General features: G+C 52.1%; 18 protein-coding genes and 1 pseudogene. 17 read left to right on the top strand and 2 right to left on the bottom strand.

Features of this window, described 5'->3' with window-relative positions:
• Positions 1–305 precede the first annotated feature (305 nt).
• From AB8615_RS08730 to AB8615_RS08700, 7 genes and pseudogenes are all read left to right on the top strand, one after another.
• Complete coding sequence (locus tag AB8615_RS08730) at positions 306–917, top strand: hypothetical protein (protein ID WP_409432220.1); 612 nt, start codon at positions 306–308, stop codon at positions 915–917.
• A 49-nt stretch (positions 918–966) separates the two neighbouring features.
• Complete coding sequence (locus AB8615_RS08725) at positions 967–1,971, top strand: YheT family hydrolase (RefSeq protein ID WP_409432219.1); 1,005 nt, start codon at positions 967–969, stop codon at positions 1,969–1,971.
• On the top strand, positions 1,968–2,390 hold the full coding sequence (locus AB8615_RS08720; protein WP_409432218.1) for a DUF1499 domain-containing protein: 423 nt from the start codon (positions 1,968–1,970) through the stop codon (positions 2,388–2,390). Before AB8615_RS08725 ends, AB8615_RS08720 begins: the two co-directional genes overlap by 4 nt.
• Positions 2,391–2,463: 73 nt before the next feature.
• On the top strand, positions 2,464–3,033 hold the full coding sequence (gene folE, locus AB8615_RS08715) for a GTP cyclohydrolase I (RefSeq protein ID WP_409432217.1): 570 nt from the start codon (positions 2,464–2,466) through the stop codon (positions 3,031–3,033).
• A 119-nt stretch (positions 3,034–3,152) separates the two neighbouring features.
• Positions 3,153–3,305, top strand: coding sequence for a hypothetical protein (locus AB8615_RS08710; protein ID WP_418152215.1), 153 nt, complete (start codon positions 3,153–3,155; stop codon positions 3,303–3,305).
• Positions 3,287–3,559 (top strand): annotated as a pseudogene (locus AB8615_RS08705) (GFA family protein); the annotation flags it as partial. The gene AB8615_RS08710 and the pseudogene AB8615_RS08705, both read left to right, overlap by 19 nt.
• Before the next feature lie 128 nt (positions 3,560–3,687).
• Positions 3,688–4,470: a ferredoxin--NADP reductase gene (locus AB8615_RS08700; RefSeq protein WP_409432215.1), complete on the top strand. Its 783-nt coding sequence runs from the start codon at positions 3,688–3,690 to the stop codon at positions 4,468–4,470.
• Positions 4,471–4,488: 18 nt separating this feature from the next.
• Here AB8615_RS08700 and AB8615_RS08695 read toward each other — a convergent pair whose 3' ends face one another.
• Positions 4,489–6,900 (bottom strand): LPS-assembly protein LptD, encoded by a 2,412-nt coding sequence (locus tag AB8615_RS08695; RefSeq protein ID WP_409432214.1) that lies wholly within the window; start codon positions 6,898–6,900, stop codon positions 4,489–4,491.
• A gap of 241 nt (positions 6,901–7,141) precedes the next feature.
• Here AB8615_RS08695 and AB8615_RS08690 point away from each other — a divergent pair, with 241 nt between their 5' ends.
• From AB8615_RS08690 to AB8615_RS08675, 4 genes are all read left to right on the top strand, one after another.
• Entirely contained in the window at positions 7,142–8,638 is a 1,497-nt protein-coding gene (locus AB8615_RS08690; protein ID WP_418152212.1) for a type I secretion system permease/ATPase, read from the top strand.
• The gene (locus AB8615_RS08685; RefSeq protein WP_418152210.1) at positions 8,554–9,108 is read left to right on the top strand and encodes an ATP-binding cassette domain-containing protein; all 555 of its coding nucleotides are present in this window, start codon (positions 8,554–8,556) and stop codon (positions 9,106–9,108) included. The genes AB8615_RS08690 and AB8615_RS08685 overlap by 85 nt, the downstream gene beginning before the upstream one ends.
• The gene (locus AB8615_RS08680; protein ID WP_418152208.1) at positions 9,105–10,493 is read left to right on the top strand and encodes an HlyD family type I secretion periplasmic adaptor subunit; all 1,389 of its coding nucleotides are present in this window, start codon (positions 9,105–9,107) and stop codon (positions 10,491–10,493) included. Before AB8615_RS08685 ends, AB8615_RS08680 begins: the two co-directional genes overlap by 4 nt.
• Positions 10,494–10,586: 93 nt before the next feature.
• A complete protein-coding gene (locus AB8615_RS08675) occupies positions 10,587–11,501 on the top strand; it encodes a polysaccharide lyase family 7 protein (RefSeq protein WP_418152206.1) in 915 nt (304 codons plus the stop codon).
• Between the two features lie 6 nt (positions 11,502–11,507).
• Here the strand turns inward: AB8615_RS08675 and AB8615_RS08670 are convergent, their stop codons facing one another.
• Complete coding sequence (locus tag AB8615_RS08670) at positions 11,508–11,972, bottom strand: Lrp/AsnC family transcriptional regulator (RefSeq protein WP_409432210.1); 465 nt, start codon at positions 11,970–11,972, stop codon at positions 11,508–11,510.
• A gap of 131 nt (positions 11,973–12,103) precedes the next feature.
• On the opposite strand from AB8615_RS08670, the gene ald reads away from it, so the two are divergent.
• The 6 genes from ald (at position 12,104) to AB8615_RS08640 (ending at position 17,306) form a co-directional block, all read left to right on the top strand.
• The gene (gene ald / locus AB8615_RS08665; protein ID WP_409432209.1) at positions 12,104–13,216 is read left to right on the top strand and encodes an alanine dehydrogenase; all 1,113 of its coding nucleotides are present in this window, start codon (positions 12,104–12,106) and stop codon (positions 13,214–13,216) included.
• Positions 13,217–13,240: 24 nt separating this feature from the next.
• On the top strand, positions 13,241–13,966 hold the full coding sequence (locus AB8615_RS08660; protein WP_409432208.1) for a heme-dependent oxidative N-demethylase family protein: 726 nt from the start codon (positions 13,241–13,243) through the stop codon (positions 13,964–13,966).
• Between the two features lie 33 nt (positions 13,967–13,999).
• The gene (locus AB8615_RS08655; protein WP_409432207.1) at positions 14,000–14,830 is read left to right on the top strand and encodes a class II aldolase/adducin family protein; all 831 of its coding nucleotides are present in this window, start codon (positions 14,000–14,002) and stop codon (positions 14,828–14,830) included.
• Positions 14,831–14,954: 124 nt separating this feature from the next.
• Positions 14,955–15,521 carry a formylglycine-generating enzyme family protein gene (locus tag AB8615_RS08650; protein ID WP_418152203.1) on the top strand — a complete coding sequence of 189 codons (567 nt, stop codon included), beginning with the start codon at positions 14,955–14,957 and terminating at the stop codon, positions 15,519–15,521.
• A complete protein-coding gene (locus AB8615_RS08645) occupies positions 15,490–15,861 on the top strand; it encodes a formylglycine-generating enzyme family protein (protein WP_418152201.1) in 372 nt (123 codons plus the stop codon). The genes AB8615_RS08650 and AB8615_RS08645 overlap by 32 nt, the downstream gene beginning before the upstream one ends.
• Before the next feature lie 56 nt (positions 15,862–15,917).
• Positions 15,918–17,306, top strand: coding sequence for an NAD(P)/FAD-dependent oxidoreductase (locus AB8615_RS08640; protein ID WP_409432205.1), 1,389 nt, complete (start codon positions 15,918–15,920; stop codon positions 17,304–17,306).
• Positions 17,307–17,372: the final 66 nt, after the last annotated feature.

Raw genomic sequence — 17,372 nt, 5'->3', positions numbered from 1 at the left:
CGGTGCAGGAATGTATAGCCCAAATGATGTGCAAGTTCTACGCCGCGGATAGTCTTGGGTTTGCAAATCTTAAACCATAAGATGAAGTGATGTCGTGACGCCACAGATGAAGACTCGACAAATCTATTCATGTATGTTAACAATATCTTATGCCAAAAATGACACTTAATTTAAATCCGAAATCAGCTTTCTTTTAAATTAAGTCTAAAACTGCCTTTAGATTATGTCTCAACATAATCTCGCAGTTTCTTTGCTCATTTCTTTCGGCTTATCCGACATCACACCCATCCACAACAAAGGTTTCCATGCTTTATTATCGTAATCGTCCCGTCAAAACTCACCGTCCATCTTCTGTTTCCGAGCGCTTTTTTCAATGGCGCAGTTTCGATAGCAAGAGCGATGATATTTTGATCCAAGAAATTGAGGCGACGTTTGAGCATGTTAAAACCGAGACGCGGACGGAGGAATATTTCCTCTTGCCAGGGCGTCGGAATGTTATGCCGCGTATGATTGACAACGAGACATTCGAAGTGCGCTCACTCCTGAATGATAATGAACCCATCGAATTATGGGAGCGGTCCGTTAAAACAAAATTCCCGATGAAACGCAGTGTTTCGGCGCGTATTGGTTGTGCTCTGCCAAAATTGCGGGCGTCATTTAACAGTGTTGCAACGCCAGATTCTCTTTCAGAAGCTTTGCAGCGCAAGAGTAAATATTACAAAGCCTCCAAGACCCGTCGGTTATACCAAAAAGGCAAGATGACGGCCGAAATTTCAACGCTAGAGATAGACGGCGAGACGCAGACGTCCGTTGCGATCCAATGCATTGAGAAAGAGCCGATTTCCCGTCTGGTGAAAAAGTTGAAGCTGAAGAAAGCCGATAATACGAATTTTGTCGATTATCTGCTGGCGTCCTAGACCGTCATTTTGCACTTGAGTTTCGTGGTCAGGGTCATATTGAGACCCTATGAGTTCAAACGATAACGCAGCGGAAGATTATCCGTTCAACCCGCCATTGTGGCTGAGACCCAGCCTTATTCAGACAGCCTTGGCGTCGATGAAATTTCGACGTCGCGGTAAGAATGCAATGTTGGACGCGGCGCAGTCACGCGTTTTGATATGTGAAGACGGGGTGAGGTTACTCGGCAGTTATTCACCCAATCCTGAAAACAAAGCGCTCGTTATCTTTCTGCATGGATGGGAAGGCAGCCAAGACAGCACCTATGTCGTGTCTTGTGGGCGCCATGTGTTTGATCAAGGCGCGTCTGTTTTTCGTCTAAATTACCGCGATCACGGGGATAGCCATCACCTCAATGAAGGCGTGTTTTACTCGACCGCGTTCAACGAAGTTTTCGACGCGGTAAAACAAGCTGCGGAGCTGGCAAGTGGTGCGCCTGTTTATATCGTGGGATTCTCGCTTGGCGGGAACTTTGCCCTCCGCATTGCGCGAAGTCTGCGTGATCTGACGATCCACAATCTCAAACATATCTTCGCCATTAGTCCAGTGGTCGACCCGTGGGGCGCCGCGCCTTTGGTTGATCTCAATCCGCTCTACCGCCGATATTTCCTCAAAAAATGGACGCGCTCTTTGCGCAAGAAACACGCGCTTTATCCTGAAATTTACGCTGATATTCCGCACTTAATTAAGAAAAATCGCGTCTTGGACATCACAGCAGAGGTCATCCCGCGATATTCTAATTTCCCGACCATGGAATCCTATTTCAACGCTTACCGCGTGGATCCGCATGATTTGAAGACTTGCCCTGTGCCAATCTCTATTATCACGGCTAGCGATGACGGAATGATTCCAGAGGATGATATCAAGGGACTCGACCTTAATCACAACGCACGCCGGATCATTCACCAACATGGCGGGCATAATGGTTTTTTCCAATCTTTGCTTGGTCCAACTTGGTATGACGACTATATCTCGCACATCGTATTTACCCCACCCGACGGAGACGCTGCGTGAAATTTGTCATTGGCTTTATAGGAGTTGTCGTTGTGGTTTTCTTTTTACTTGGTCTGAAATCGCAAAAGGGCAAAGCGCCTGGCTTGATCAACGGAAAACTCAAAGAGCCTGGGACGGCGCCAAATTGCGTTAGTTCAGAGCAGGGTGTACAGCCCGAACGCGCCGTCGCGCCGCTGACCGGTACGCGCGCGGAGATGATAGACGCCCTGCGCGAAACTGGCGGCACGATCACGTCGGAATCTGACAGCTATATTTCTGCGACCTATATGTCGTCCATTTTCAAATTTGTGGATGATGTAGAGTTGCGGCATGCGGGCGGGGCGCTCTGGCATATTCGGTCTGGCTCCCGCGTGGGGTATTCTGATCGCGGTGTTAATCGCAAGCGCGTCGAAGACATCCGCGACACTTTGGGACATTAACAATCGCTCCATAGCCTTTCATCGTAATCATAGCAGCACCAATCGACGTGCCAGTTAGAAGAGACCTTCCCCTATGCCATCACGCTATAATGAACCGCCCCGTAAAATCGACCACGATAAGGTCAAATCACTCGTCACAGAGCTGTTGACTGCGCTGGGTGAAGACCCAGAACGTGAAGGCCTTAAAGAGACGCCACGCCGTATCGCGAATTTCTGGAAAGAATTTATCGAATATGACGCGGGAAAGCTCGATACGACTTTCACGGCGGTCAAGCATAACCAAATGGTGGCTGTGACAGGTATGCGTGTCTGGTCGATGTGCGAACATCACATGCTTCCATTCTGGTGTGATGTGTCCGTGGCCTATATCGCAGATGATAAAGTGCTGGGTCTGTCAAAATTTGCCCGTATCGCGCACAAGCACGCGCATAAATTGACCCTGCAAGAGCAGCTCGTATCTGACATTGCCAATCACCTGAAGATCATCCTCGGAACAGAAGACGTTGCGGTTATGGCAAAGGGCGAGCATTTGTGCATGACCATGCGCGGGATCAAAACGCCGCACAAAATGATTAGCTCAGCGCTGTCAGGGAAATTCCACAAAGCAGAGCAGCGTGCAGAGTTTTTACGTCTGATCGACTAGGCCGCAAAAAGTTTTGCGAAAACCTCCTATCGTTTAAATCTAAAACGCTCTAAGCTAGGCGCGATAGAGGAGGTGCCGTTTTGTGCACTTCCGCTCAATCATAAAGATCGGGGAATATTATGCCAAAACTCACAGGACATTGTCTTTGCGGCCAAGTTAGCTTTGAAGCAGACGGCGATATTGTCATGCAGGAAATTGCCATTGCACGGATTGTCAACAGGTCAGCGGTTCCGCCTTTGCAACGCTTGTCTTTGTCAAAGAGGATGCAGTGACGATTACGGGCGAGACAAAGCGGTTTGAGCACGGCGTTGATAGCGGCAATAAGCTGACCAAGGATTTCTGCACGACATGCGGATCGCAAATGTTTGGCGGAAATGTGGGTCGCCCGGGCATGGTCGCGCTCAAAGCTGGCAGCATCAATGAGAAAGAGCATATCAAGCCACAATTCAACGTCTATGCCTCGCGCAAACTTGATTGCGTGATTTTGGACGACACTATTCCAGCCTTTGATAAAATGCCTGGCTAAGGCGCGGATAGGCGTGATCAAGCACGATTTTGGTCGTTCTGTATATAGAACGTGTGTTTTTTATATAGGATATTGAAAAAGGCGCGGACAATCGCTATGTGGCTTTCGAACCTCATCACGGAAGCCTCATGTCCAACGTCCCTACTGAAGAAAAAGTCCTCGATGTCGAGCACTATACCGATCGCCTGTTCCGCTTTAGCATAACGCGTCCGCCGAGCTTTCGCTTCCGCACGGGCGAATTTATCATGATCGGTCTGCCGAAAGAGGAAGACCAGAAACGCCCTATCATGCGCGCCTATTCTATCGCCTCACCTGCGTGGGATGAGAAGCTCGAATTTTATTCGATCAAAGTGCAGGACGGGCCTCTCACGTCGAAGCTTCAGAAGATCAAAAATGGTGATACGGTGCTGCTGGGGCGCAAACCTGTCGGGACTTTGGTCTTGGATGCGCTGCTGCCTGGGAAGCGTTTATGGATGTTCTCAACCGGCACAGGCATTGCGCCATTCGCCAGCTTGATCAGGGATCCTGAGACATATGAGCGCTATGATGAAGTGATCCTGACCCATACTTGCCGCGAAGTCTCTGAACTGACTTACGGCAATCAACTTGTCGCGGACACGATGAATGACCCGCTCGTTGGGGAAATGGTGCAAGGCAAGCTAAAGCATATTACATCTGTCACGCGCGAAGATTACCCGCTCATAGGTCGGATTACGGATTTGATCCAATCTGGCAAATTGTTTGAGGTAGCGGGCACGCCAAAACTCAACCCAGCGGAAGACCGTGTCATGATTTGCGGCTCTAAAGAGATGATCGACGATACGGCCAAGATGGTCGAGACATTCGGTTTGACGGAAGGCTCAAACTCGCAGCCCGCCGAATTCGTCGTCGAAAAATCATTCGTCGGCTAGGACGGCCTCGCCTATTTGCTACCGCCCAGTATCACCCAGTGTGAGCAGAGCCAGCCTAACGCTAAAGCCGTTAACGCTGCGAATGGCGTCATTCTCAAAATTATTGCGCGTATAAAGAAACTCAATCAGCGTGCAGTCATCTTCATATGTCAGGCCAACGGTCTGTCGCCGCGCTGTATCGGCATCAACATCGTAAGATGCCGTGTATTGTGTGCGCCACTTATCATTGATCTTCATGCCAAGAAACCCAGACAACTCTTCTGACGGGGCAGAGGGATCGAGCAGTGTGTTGCGGGCTTGAGTATTGAGTTTGTAATATCGCCCGCCGACTTGGAACCGCTGGCCTGAGTAATTCAGGCTGGTATCAATCCTGCGGAAAATATCGTTGTCATCATCATAACGCACGCGGGTGAGGGCTGAAAATTTCGACCCGAGGTTCAGCGAAACTTGGCCTACAATGTCCGACTTCACACCTGACAGTCCTGAGCCCGTGCCGAAATCGTCCCGTGCGTCGATGTCGTCTGGACGGTTGATATAGCTCTGCCCAATGAAGACTTCAGCTGCGTTCAAGCCGCCCCATTCCGCCCGCAATGACCCGCCGACATCGGCTCGTAGGCCTTCTTGCCAAAAATCATAGCCCGTCGCTTTATTCGTTTGCCAGAACAATGCCTGATCCAAATCATCATTCAGCGCGTCTTGATATAAGGTTTCTTCAACCGTTGTCCCTGTGGGGGTAAAATAAAACTGATCGGTCTTGGCATCGCCAAAGCTTTGGGTCACTTGAACGCGCGGCTCCAATATCCAAGATACATTCCCGCTAGCCTTGATAAAGGGATAGCGAATATCCACGCCAGCTTGACCGAGCGTCCGCGTGAAATCCGTCTTCTCGCCGTCCTCGGGTTCCAATTCAAAGAAATCAAACCGCGCATTGGCGAAAGGCTTTACCTCGACGCCGCCCGGCGCAATCACCGTCTTTGAATAGTCCAAGCTTGTTGTGGCGCGGGTATAGTCTGTGCCGTTTTCACGGGTCAGGATTGTCGTGTCGGCTGCCAGTTTAATGCGGCCGCCCAAGGCAGGGTCAGTCCAGTATTTTTCCAGCTCAATTTTCGGTGCCAGCACAGGCAATTCGCCGTCATCGATATTGGCGGCAAACAGTCCCGTATCCAGTTCAATAACGCGCGAACGCAAATCTTGACGTCCAAAGGCGGAGATCGCGAAACGATAGCTGTCATCGCTGCCAACCAGAAAGGCTTGAGACGTATTTCGACGGGATTCATTTTCATACAGACCGCGTGTCGGATGGACTTCTTCTAGGTCATAGCGATTGAGGTAATTGTCATCCGTCGATAGCTGCACGCCAAAGCCATATGTCCACGTATCATTAGGCTGGAAATAGCCGTCCGCATAAATATGTGACCGCCAGCGCTTGCCTAGCGGGGCAGCTTCGGGATTGATGAAAGCAGCTGGGTCATCAAATGACTCGCCATTGCGATCAAACACGCTGCCATAGGTGAAGCTACCCTCAATATCGATACGACCCGTGTGGAATTGTCTGGCGAATTGGTATTCAAGCAGCGGGTTGACTTTGGTCCAGACGCGCGGCGTGATTGTGGCTTCGGTATAATCATCAATCGCCCAGTAATAGGGCGTCCGTGTACCAAGGCCTTTACTGCCTGATAAGTTGATAAAGGGCGTCAGAAACCCACTACCACGTTCCGCGCTGGGATCAGGGTGAGCGAGATAGGGCGTGTAAAAAACAGGCACGCCGAGAAACTCAAACACGGCGTCATTATAACGGACAGTTTTCGTGTCTTTGTCTTGACGCACACGCCGCGCTTTGATGCGCCAGCTTGGCTTATCCGTGCTACCGTCCGCGTTTTTGCAGACTTCACAGGCGGTATAGTAGGCATTGTATAGTTCTAGCTCGCCGTTTTCTTTGCGTGTCACAAATCGCGCCGCAGTAACGCCGCCGCCAGGAATTCGAGCGATGAAGTTGGACGCTGTGCCAGCTTCGAGTTGATCTGATAGTTCTAGCTTGTCTGCATATTGTGTCGAGCCAGTGGCGTCGATCAAAACGACATTACCGCTGGCGATCACTAGGCCCGTATCGAGATTATAGACCACACTATCGGCGCGCAAAGTGCGATCTTGGTAGCGACCCTCTACTTCGCCTTGCGCGGTCAGCAGGTTGGAGCCTTCGTCATTGATCAATTCATCGGCTTCAAGATAGATAATATCGGGGTCGCGAAAGGGGCTATCAGCCGCCAGTTGTAAGGGGCGGTTTGTGCCTGCCGCGGTTTGGGAGGTCGCTTGCGTGCCGACTATCTGCGCGGCAGCGGCACTCGCAGACATAAGTGCCGTCGTGCCAAGCGCAACGCTCAGCAGCGAAACCAAAGGGGCGCGGCAATATCTGACGGAGCGTTTTGCCAAGAATTTGCCTCACTTCGTAATTTCTGCACCCGCAAAGGTGCGGCGCGCATGACTCGTAACGCCATAATGAATGGCAGAGGCGGGGTCTAGCCGCAAGCACCAGATTTGCACGACTTACAGGTTAAAATTTGCTCATTTGCCTTCAACATGCTGCCTGACGACATGCGTCTCTAAAAATTGTCAAATTCCTCTGAATAAATTTATTAGTTTTTATCCAATTTGCGTTTAAGACGGAGGTCTTATGGCGAAGACACACAATAATCCAGATGGTGCAGATAAAACGGGGCTGCGTTCCCCCGTCGGCGAAACGCTGAAAGAGGCGAAAGATGCCTTTATCGGTGTAGGTATTTTATCGGTTTTCATCAACCTGCTAATGCTGACGGGTCCGATCTACATGCTGCAAGTTTATGACCGTGTCTTGAGCAGTCGGTCTATGTCGACTTTAGTGATGATATCGATCCTCATGGCGCTTCTCTATGCTTTTATGGGCTTCTTTGACTTTTTGCGGTCTCGTATTTTGGTCCGAGTCGCTGACAAATTCGAGCGCACACTCAATGCATCGACGTTCAAGTCATGGGTCACCGCCAATGTGCGCGGGGGCAAAATGGCGCGGTCAACGCCGTTGAACGACATCAGCACGTTTAAGCAATTCTTATCAGGTTCTGGCCCTAGCACATTTTTCGATATGCCGTTCGCGCCATTATTTATCGTCGCGATTTTCTTCCTTCACTGGACGCTCGGACTGCTCGCGATTGCGGGAGCGGTGGTTATCGCGATTTCAGCTTTGATGAACAATGCGCGTATGAAAAAACCGCTTGTCGAGTCGATTAAGATGCGGCGGCAAGAGCAGGTTTTTGCTGCGCAAGCGCAGCGCAATGCCGAAACAGTCGAAGCGATGGGCATGGGAGAAAATATTCACCGCCGCTGGAACGAATTTAACGCACGTGGAGGCGCGGATGCGCGCACAGCCAGCGACCGCTCTGGCGGGGCAGGGGCATTTACCAAGGCTTTCCGCATGTTTATCCAATCCGCCATGCTTGGGGCAGGCGGCGCTTTGGCGATCAAGCAGATCATCACGCCCGGTGCGATGATTGCGGGTTCCATCATCCTTGGCCGGGCTTTGGCGCCGATCCAGCAAGCGATTGGTCAGTGGCGCAGCTTCGGTGCAGCCAAGGATGCTTATGGACGTCTGAACGAATTTTACGAAGAAACATCAATCGCTGACATTGTCACGCAACTGCCAGATCCCACAGGGGTCATAGCAATCGAAGCCGTTAGCGCGGGCCCTCCGGGTGCAACGCGCCCTGTCGTGGATGGTCTGAACTTCCGTCTCGAACCTGGACAGGGCCTCGGCGTGATTGGTCCCAGCGCGTCTGGCAAATCCACTTTGGCGAAATTGCTAGTGGGTGTCTGGGCGCCGCAACGTGGGTCGATCCGTTTGGACGGGGCGACTTATGATCAGTGGGACCGCACACAAATCGGCCGTTTCATTGGCTACCTCCCACAAACTGTAGAGCTCTTTGACGGGACAATCGCGGAGAATATCGCGCGGTTTGAACCTAATGCCACGGACGAAGCTATTGTTGCTGCGTCAAAATGGGCGGGCGTATACACGAGCTTATTTTGCGCTTGCCCGAGGGATATGAAACGCGTGTGGGGCTGGGGTATTCAGTGCTATCTGGCGGACAGATGCAGCGTATTGCACTGGCTCGCGCACTTTACGGCGACCCGGTCCTGATCGTCATGGATGAACCCAACGCTAGTCTGGACGCAGAGGGCGACGCGGCGTTGACCCGCGCGATTTCCATTGCGCGTCAGCGTAAGAAAACCGTCATTGTCATGGCTCACCGCCCAAGCGCGATCGCTGCCGTTGATACTTTGCTCTCACTGCGCGAAGGCAAGCAAGACTTGTTTGGCCCCAAGGAAACCGTACTGGCCGCTTTAGCGGAACAGCGCAAGTCAGGACAAAAACCAGCGCAGAAGTCGCCAAATGCCAATAGCGCTAAACCCGCCTTAGCTCTGGCAGCCACTGGCAAAGACAAGTCTACGGCTCCCCGCCAACCCGCCAGTTCACTCGCCAATCGCGGGTTTATGCTGACAGGGCAAGGTAAAGCGCCTGTGAAAACCGCCGCAAAAAAGCCAACGACGAAACGGTCTAAAACGGCTAAGCCAAAAGCACAGCCAGCCTCTAAAGGAGACGCATCATGAATGCGCAGCTCCCACCTGATTTACAGGCACAACTCGCTGGACTAGCGGGTAAAAACCCCGCCAAACCGCAAAAAGAACCCTATGCGGCTTATCTGCGCTGGGGCTTTATCGCTATAGCCGCATTGATGATAGGCGTCTTCGGCTGGGCCGCTTTGGCGCAGATCAAAGGCGCTGTGTTGGCTCCGGGTATTGTTGCGATTGAAGGCAAACCTAAGCTGATACAGCATTTGGACGGCGGTATTGTCGGCGAAATTTTGGTCGAAGAGGGCGATACGGTGGCGCAAGGCGAAGTCCTCATGCGTCTCGACCCGACGCAGTTAGAAGCCAATCGCGAGATCGTCACGCTGCAATATAACGAGACGCAAGCGCGCGTCTATCGCTTGCAAGCAGAACGTGACGGCCTTTCGCAAATTGTCTGGCCAGAGGCATTGTTGGTAGCACGGAGCCAGCCTCGCGTTGAGCGGGCAATGGATGGGCAAGAAAAACTGTTCCAAGCGCGCCGTATCGCGATTGGTGGACAGATTAGCCAGCTGCGCGAACGTAAATTACAACTGGGTGAGCAAATCAACGGTCTACGCGCGCTCATCAGTTCCAAAGAAAGCCAATCCGTGAAAATTCGCGAAGAGGCGAAAGCCAAGCGTGTCTTGGTTGATAAAGGCTATCTGGGTAGGCCCGCCGTCCTCGCGCTCGAGCGTGAACAGCTGCGGCTCGAAGGTGATATTGCTAATCACCAAGCTGATATTGCGCGCCTTGAGGGCAGCATTGTCGAGACGGATCAACAGATCAGCCAGTTGCGTCGTGATCGCCAATCCGAAGTCTTGACCGAACTCCGCCAAGCCGATGCAGAAGCCAGCGGTTTCTTGGAACAGCTCATGGCAGCAACGTCGAAGACGGAGCGGATCGATATTACTGCACCTGTGGCTGGCGTGATCCACAATATGCAGGTGACGACGATTGGCGGCGTCGTGACGCCTGGCCAAGAAATCATGCAGATAATTCCGTCCGATGCGCAGTTGATTGTCGAGGCACAAGTCGCCCCGCAGGACATCGATCAAATCTATCAAGGCCAACCGACCAATGTGCGACTTTCAGCTTTTAATGCGCGAAAAACGCCAGAGCTAACAGGGCGTGTGACGTCCGTGGCGCCCGACCGTCTGATAGACCCTGTGACAGGCTACCCTTATTACGTTGTGCGGATAGAAATCCCGCCAGAGGAACTTGCCCGCCTAAATGAAGGGCTCACCCTGATCCCTGGCATGCCAGCGGAGAGCTTTATGCAGACAGATAATCGGTCTGTGCTAAGCTATGTCCTCAAGCCTGCGTCAGACGCAATGACCCGTGCGAGTCCGCGAAGAGTAGAAATCCAACGCGCTATTGCGCTGTAAAATTGGCCCTACCAATAACTGCGGAAACTCTACCATATTGGATTGACATGTTTATTCTTTTTCCCACATTAAGTGGGACGGAGGACTGGAAATATGCAATTTAAATATCTGACTTTAGCTTTCATTGTGAGCCTAGCCAGCGCGGGTATGTCCGCAAATGTCTATGCGCAGGACAGCAATGCGTCCTATCCTCCATTTGAGCTAGACGATTGGTATTTGGGCTTGCCGTCTGATGATGATGGCAATGGGAAATCTGACAGCATAAGCGAGACGGAGCTGGCCAATGGCTGGACCGATCCGCGATATTTTTACCCCTCTGATGACGGCGGCATTGTTTTTAAAGCGCCCGTAAAAGGCGCGAAAACGACCAATACGACATATACTCGGACGGAGCTGCGCGAAATGCTGCGTCGCGGAAACAAAAAGCATAAGACGTCTGAACCTGGTAAAAATAACTGGGTCTTCTCGACCGCAGCAAAGCGCTACCGCAAAAAGGCTGGCGGCGTTGACGGTGAGCTAGAAGCAACGCTGGCGGTCAATCACGTGACGACAACGGGTGATAAAAGCCAGGTCGGTCGCGTGATTATCGGGCAAATTCACGCCAAAGATAACGAACCTGTACGGCTCTATTATCGCAAGCTGCCACACCACACCAATGGGTCACTCTATTTCGCCCACGAGATCAACAACCCTAAGAGTGAGTTTTACACGCCTCTGCTGGGGGACCGCTCTAACAGTGCCGATGATCCCGTTGACGGTATTCCGCTGAATGAGAAATTTGGATATAAGATCGTGGCACTCGGCGATGCTTTGCAAGTCGATATCCTACGCCAAGGCAAAGTGGTAGCGCGCAATCGCATCGACATGAGCAAGAGCGGCTACGCACACCGCGATGAATATATGTATTTCAAAGCGGGCGTTTATAACCAGAATAAGACTGGGGATGATGACGACTATGTCCAAGCGACATTTTACGAACTCGTCAATCGCCACGAGTCGCCAAAATAAACTACACTAGAGCTTGGTGGGCGGGTAGCCTGTCCACCGTTTGACCGTCTTCATCACAAGCGAACTTTGTATCCGCGAGACATGTGGCAAAGCGGAGATCACCCGCTTATACAGCCGCTCATATTCTTGCGTATCAGGCGCCGCGACTTTGATCAGATAATCCGCGCTGCCCGTCATCAGGTAACATTCCAACACTTCGGGGCGGGCCATGGCGGCGCGCTCAAACTCTGATAAAATTTTCTCGCTTTGCCCCTCCAGCGTGACTTCTACGTAAAATGTCATGTTGTAGCCGAGTGCTTCGCCAGACAGCCGCGCGGCGTACCGCTCAATCACACCCTTGCTCTCTAATATACCGATGCGGCGGTGGCACGCTGAGGGCGAAAGGCCGACATGTTCCGATAATTCCGCGATAGATTGCCTAGAATCCTGCTGAAGTTGATCGAGTAATTTTCTGTCAATATTATCAATCATCGAATAATTTATCCAAAAACTAAATATATGCTGAATTATATTCTGAATTTATCGATTAAAGCAATAAAAATTGAAAGGTCTTTCAATTCGGCATTTGGTAATTTGTACAAAATATATTGGAGGAGGGCGTCATGCTAATCGGTGTTCCAAAAGAGATTAAAAACCACGAATATCGCGTTGGCTTAACGCCAGAGAGCGCGGCGGAGTTGATCCAAGACGATAATGAAGTTTGGGTCGAGACGGGCGCAGGACTTGGCATCGGCGCGACGGATGAAGAGTATATCGCCGAGGGGGCCGTGATCAAAGCGACGGCCGAAGAAATTTTCGCCAAGTGCGAGATGATCGTCAAAGTCAAAGAGCCGCAAGCGATTGAGCGCGCTATGCTCCGTCCCGGTCAAATCCTATACACCTATCTCCACCTCGCGCCTGATCCAGAGCAGACGGCCGAGCTGATTAAATCCAAGTCGATCTGTATTGCTTATGAAACAGTGACGGATGATTACGGCGATCTGCCTTTGCTGAAGCCAATGAGCCAAGTCGCGGGGCGTCTCGCGATCCAAGCGGGGGCCAACGCGCTGCAGAAAGAAAATGGCGGACGGGGTGTGCTGCTCGGCGGTGTGCCGGGCGTAAATTCTGGCAAAGTCTTGATCATTGGCGGCGGCGATGTTGGCTATAACGCTGCGTTGATGGCAGTTGGCATGCAAGCCGATGTTACGATCCTAGAGCGCTCTAACGAAGTTATGGAAAAGCTCTCTTATGAATTCGGTGTGCGGGCCCAAGTCGAGCGCTCTACGCCAGCAGTTCTGGCGCAGCGTTTGGCAGAAGCGGACATGGTCGTCGGTGCCGTGTTGATCCCGGGGGCCGCTGCCCCGAAACTGGTCAGCCGCGAGATGTTGAAGACGATGAAAGACGGGGCGGTGTTGGTCGATGTCGCGATTGATCAAGGCGGTTGCTTTGAGACGTCCAAGGCCACGACCCATGCTGACCCGACCTATATCGTTGATGGTATCGTGCATTACTGCGTGGCAAATATGCCCGGCGCGGTAGCGCGGACGTCGACTTATGCTCTGAACGCAGCGACGCTGACGCACGCGAAGCAAATCGCACGTCACGGCTGGAAAGCGGCGCTGGCAGCGGATAAGCACTTGCTGAACGGGTTGAACGTCTGTGAGGGCAAACTGACCTATGCAGCAGTGGGCGAAGCGCAGGGCTTGGAGACGGTTGATCCCGCCTCTTGCCTCTAGGCTGATCCCCCGCGATAAGCGGGCATGATCCTCAACACACATTTGCCGTTTCAGGCTTGGCGCGACCCGCAAACGGCGCGCCTGCCTGGAATGCAGCGGGTGGAGATTGCCGACTGGCTTGCACGGTCAGAGACGTTTGACGCGCAGATGGCGTATCGACGCAACTTGCTGCGGGAGAAACGCGACGCAGTGTTTGTCGCGCAAGTCGGGGCAGATGCAGCCTGCGAAGAGTTACGCGACCTGATAGGTGTTCCAAAATCTGACACCCATCCGCTGATTGACGCCGCCCTGAACATCCAAGAAGACCTCTGCATCCTGCAAAAGCGCGGCGATGATCATATCCTGACTGCAGCCGTGATGTGCTTCCCTAGCAGCTGGGATGTGCGGCAAAAGATCGGGCGGTCTATTGCGAGCATCCACACGCCAGTTGCCGAATTTACGCCCGTGGCGTCGATCGTCGAGCGTATGCTATCTGCGATCCGTGTTGAGCAGCCCTTAGGTCGCGCAAACTTCCTCATTTATACAGACCCCGAATTGCATCAACCGCGCGGGGAGGGCATCGCGAAGCCGATTGACCCGACGGCGCCGCGATATGTAAGGGTAGAGCGGCAGACCTTTCGCCGTCTGCCAGAGACGGGCGCTGTTGTTTTTGCTATTCACACCTATGTCATCCCCGCGCGCAACCTCTCTGCCGAGGCCCATGCTGAACTCGCGCTATTCAAACCCGACCTCTTGCCAAAACCTGACTAGCTAAGGCATAGTTGAAGAAAGAGGAGAGACGCCATGAACGCCCAGAATCAAGCTATGCAGGTGGATGCTGGATTTAATATCCCTGATCCCATGGCGATTGAACGTCTTGAAGGCAAAGTCAGCGACGCAGAATGGGCAATGCGAAAGCAACTCGCTGCGACATATCGTTTGTGTGCTATGCATGGCTGGACGGATCTGGTTTTCACGCATATCTCGGCGCGTCTGCCAGATGAGGACGGCGAGCATCGTTTCCTGATTAACCCTTACGGTGTGATGTTTGACGAAATGACGGCTAGCGCCCTCGTGAAGATCGACATGAATGGGAAGGTCTGCCAAGACACACCTTATTTCATCAATCCCGCAGGCTTCACAATCCATTCCGCTGTCCATATGGCGCGTAAAGATGCGGGTTGCGTGATCCATGTCCACACGCCTTACGGCATGGCTGTCAGTGCGCAGAAAAAGGGTCTGCGCCGCTACACACAAATGTCGATGCAGGTCTATAATGATCTCGCCTATCACGATTATGAGGGCATTGCGCTGGAGCTAGAAGAGCGGGAGCGCATCGTCGAGAATCTTGGCGCAAAGAGCCTGTTAATGCTGCGCAATCACGGCACGCTGACTTTGGGGCCGACGTGTGGCACGGCATTTCTGCGCATGTATTTCTTGGAAAATGCCTGCAAGGCGCAGATTTTTGCGCAAAGCGTGGGCGGTGAAGAACACTTGATCGAGGAGCCCGCAGAGATGGGCGACCGCGTCTATATGCAAGGCGCAGCCGCCTTTGTGCCAGGCATGGGTGATAATCTCGTCTGGCCTGGCCTCATGCGTAAACTCGCGCGCACAAACCCTGGTCATAATCACTAACGGGCCAAGAAAGACATTCATCCTCTTAGGACTTCATTAAGCGCACTCCCCAAATATGATCGCATGATACGCGATTTTTTGATCTATTCGAGAGGGGGGCCTGATGGGGGTGGCCTAAATGAGAATGATTGAAACATTGTGCGCGATTCTATGGGCGGGGGCGACAGTCGTCGTGCCCACTGAATGTCTTGCTGATCCAGCTTCGCCTGATCAATTCACACCGAAAATAACAATGCCGCCAGCGACTATACGAAAGCCTGCTTACGATCTGCGCCATTCTCGTCCTTCGCCCGCGAAGATGAATATGGTGACGATCCAACCTGGTAAGGTCATGCTGGGCTCGCCGCGAGGACAGGCCAAACGGCAACGCTTTGAAGGGCCGCAGGTCGAAGTCAACATTCCCTACCGCTTTGAAGTCGGCAAATTCGAAGTCACCTTTGATGATTGGAATAATTGCCTCGCGGGTGGCGGATGCCGGGGCTATCGCCCTAAGGATAAAGGTTGGGGGAAGGGCAAGCGCCCTGTCACCAATGTTAGCTATGATGATGTGCAGAGCTATATTCGATGGCTAAACCGATCTACGGGACTGAAATACCGTCTCCTGTCAGAAGCAGAATGGGAATATGTTGCCACAGCCAATAGTGGCGGCTCCATTTGCGATGGGCCACGCAATTTCTGCCCAAGACGCTAATTTCGACGGCGCAAATCCATATGGCGTCAATAAAACTGGCCGATATTTGCGCAAAACGCTTCCTGTCGGCAGTTTCGCACCGAATAATTTTGGTCTCTACGATGTTCACGGGAATGTCTATGAGTGGGTCGAAGATTGCTGGAGCCCGACACATGAGGGCGCGCCGACCAATGGGAAAGCCCGCAAGAACGGGAACTGTAAGTTCCGCGTGATGAAGGGCGGCTCTTGGGTTACGCACGGCTACCAAATGCGCAAGGGCGCGCGGATCCGTTATGTGACGGATTATCGCTATGATGATTATGGTTTCCGCATTGCTCGCACGCTAGAGCCTGCTCGCTAAATCTAATGGACTATGAATTTAGTAGTCCTTTCTAAAATCTCGCGTTAAACAAACGCATGACACATTTAAAAACTGATTATTTGGTTGTGGGCAGCGGCGCAATGGGCATGGCCTTTGTCGATACCTTGCTCTCAGATTCTGACGCTGACATAATCCTGATAGATCGCTTTGCAAAGCCAGGCGGGCATTGGAATAATGCTTATCCCTTCGTGACATTGCATCAGCCTAGCCAGTTTTACGGCGTCCCGTCCAAGGAGTTATCGCAAGGTCGAATTGATACTTTGGGCCTAAATAAGGGACTAGGCGACCTGGCGACGGGCGCGGAAATTTTGGCCTATTTCGAAGATGTCATGCGCAATCGTTTTCTGACAAGTGGGCGTGTGCGCTACTTCCCGCTATGCGATTATCAGGGCGACGGCAAATTTGTGAACACGCTCTCGGGCGAAGAATTTGAGGTCGAACATGACAAGCTTGTCGACGCGACTTTCCTCAAGACATCTGTCCCGTCGACCCATACGCCTAACTTCACGATCGCCCCAGAGGCACGTTTTATGCCGCTCAATGATTTACCAAAACTGGCTGAGCCTGCGGCGGGTTACGTCATTATTGGCGGGGGTAAGACAGGCATTGATGCCGCGTTATGGCTGCTCGAAATGGGTGTGCCAGCGGATGATATTACGTGGATCATGTCGCGCGATGCGTGGCTGCTCAACCGCGAAAACACGCAGCCGACGATGGAGTTTTTCGAGCAAGCCATGGGCGCACAAGCGGGACAATTCGAGTCCATTGCGTCTGCGGAAACGCCCGAAGATATGTTCCTCAAACTAGAGGCTTGCGGTTACTTCCTGCGCCTTGATCCTAATGTTCTGCCAGAGATGTTTCACGGCGCGACGATCAGCCCAATGGAGGTTGAGGAGTTAAGAAAAATAAAAAATATCATACGCTTAGGACGTGTAGTTCATTTAGGCGAAAATGAAATCACCTTAGTGCAAGGCACGATTCCAACGTCGCCAAATCACATCCATGTCGATTGTTCGGCCTCTGCGATCAATCACAAAGACATCAAACCTGTCTTTCAGGGCAAGCTGATTACGCCGCAAACTGTGCGGGCTTACCAACCAGTTTTCTCTGGATCTATGATTGCACATATTGAGGCGAGTGACCGGACGGAAGCCGAGAAAAATGCGCTCTGCGGCGTTGTCCCGATCCCTGACACTTTGCATGATTATATGCGCATGACCGCTGCCAATATGATGAACCAAGTTCTATGGGGACAAGACAAGGAAATTCGCAAATGGATGGTGGGCAACCGCCTAGACGGTTTCTCGAAAATGGTCAGCGAAGTCGATCCAGACGACTCCGCAAAAGTGGATGTCCTCAAGCGTATGCGCGCGGCGGGCATGCCGGCCATGATGAAACTGCAACAGTTCTTGGCAGCTAATTAATTACATAAATTTTTTCCGTCGTGGTCTGTTCGCGAGGTCAGGAGCATCACATCGGAACGAAATCTA

It is taken from the genome of Litorimonas sp. RW-G-Af-16 (genome assembly GCF_048319245.1).
Classification (GTDB): Bacteria; Pseudomonadota; Alphaproteobacteria; order Caulobacterales; family Maricaulaceae; genus Litorimonas.
Note: the sequence above shows the minus strand (reverse complement) of the source record. Positions and strands in the feature narration are given on the sequence as shown.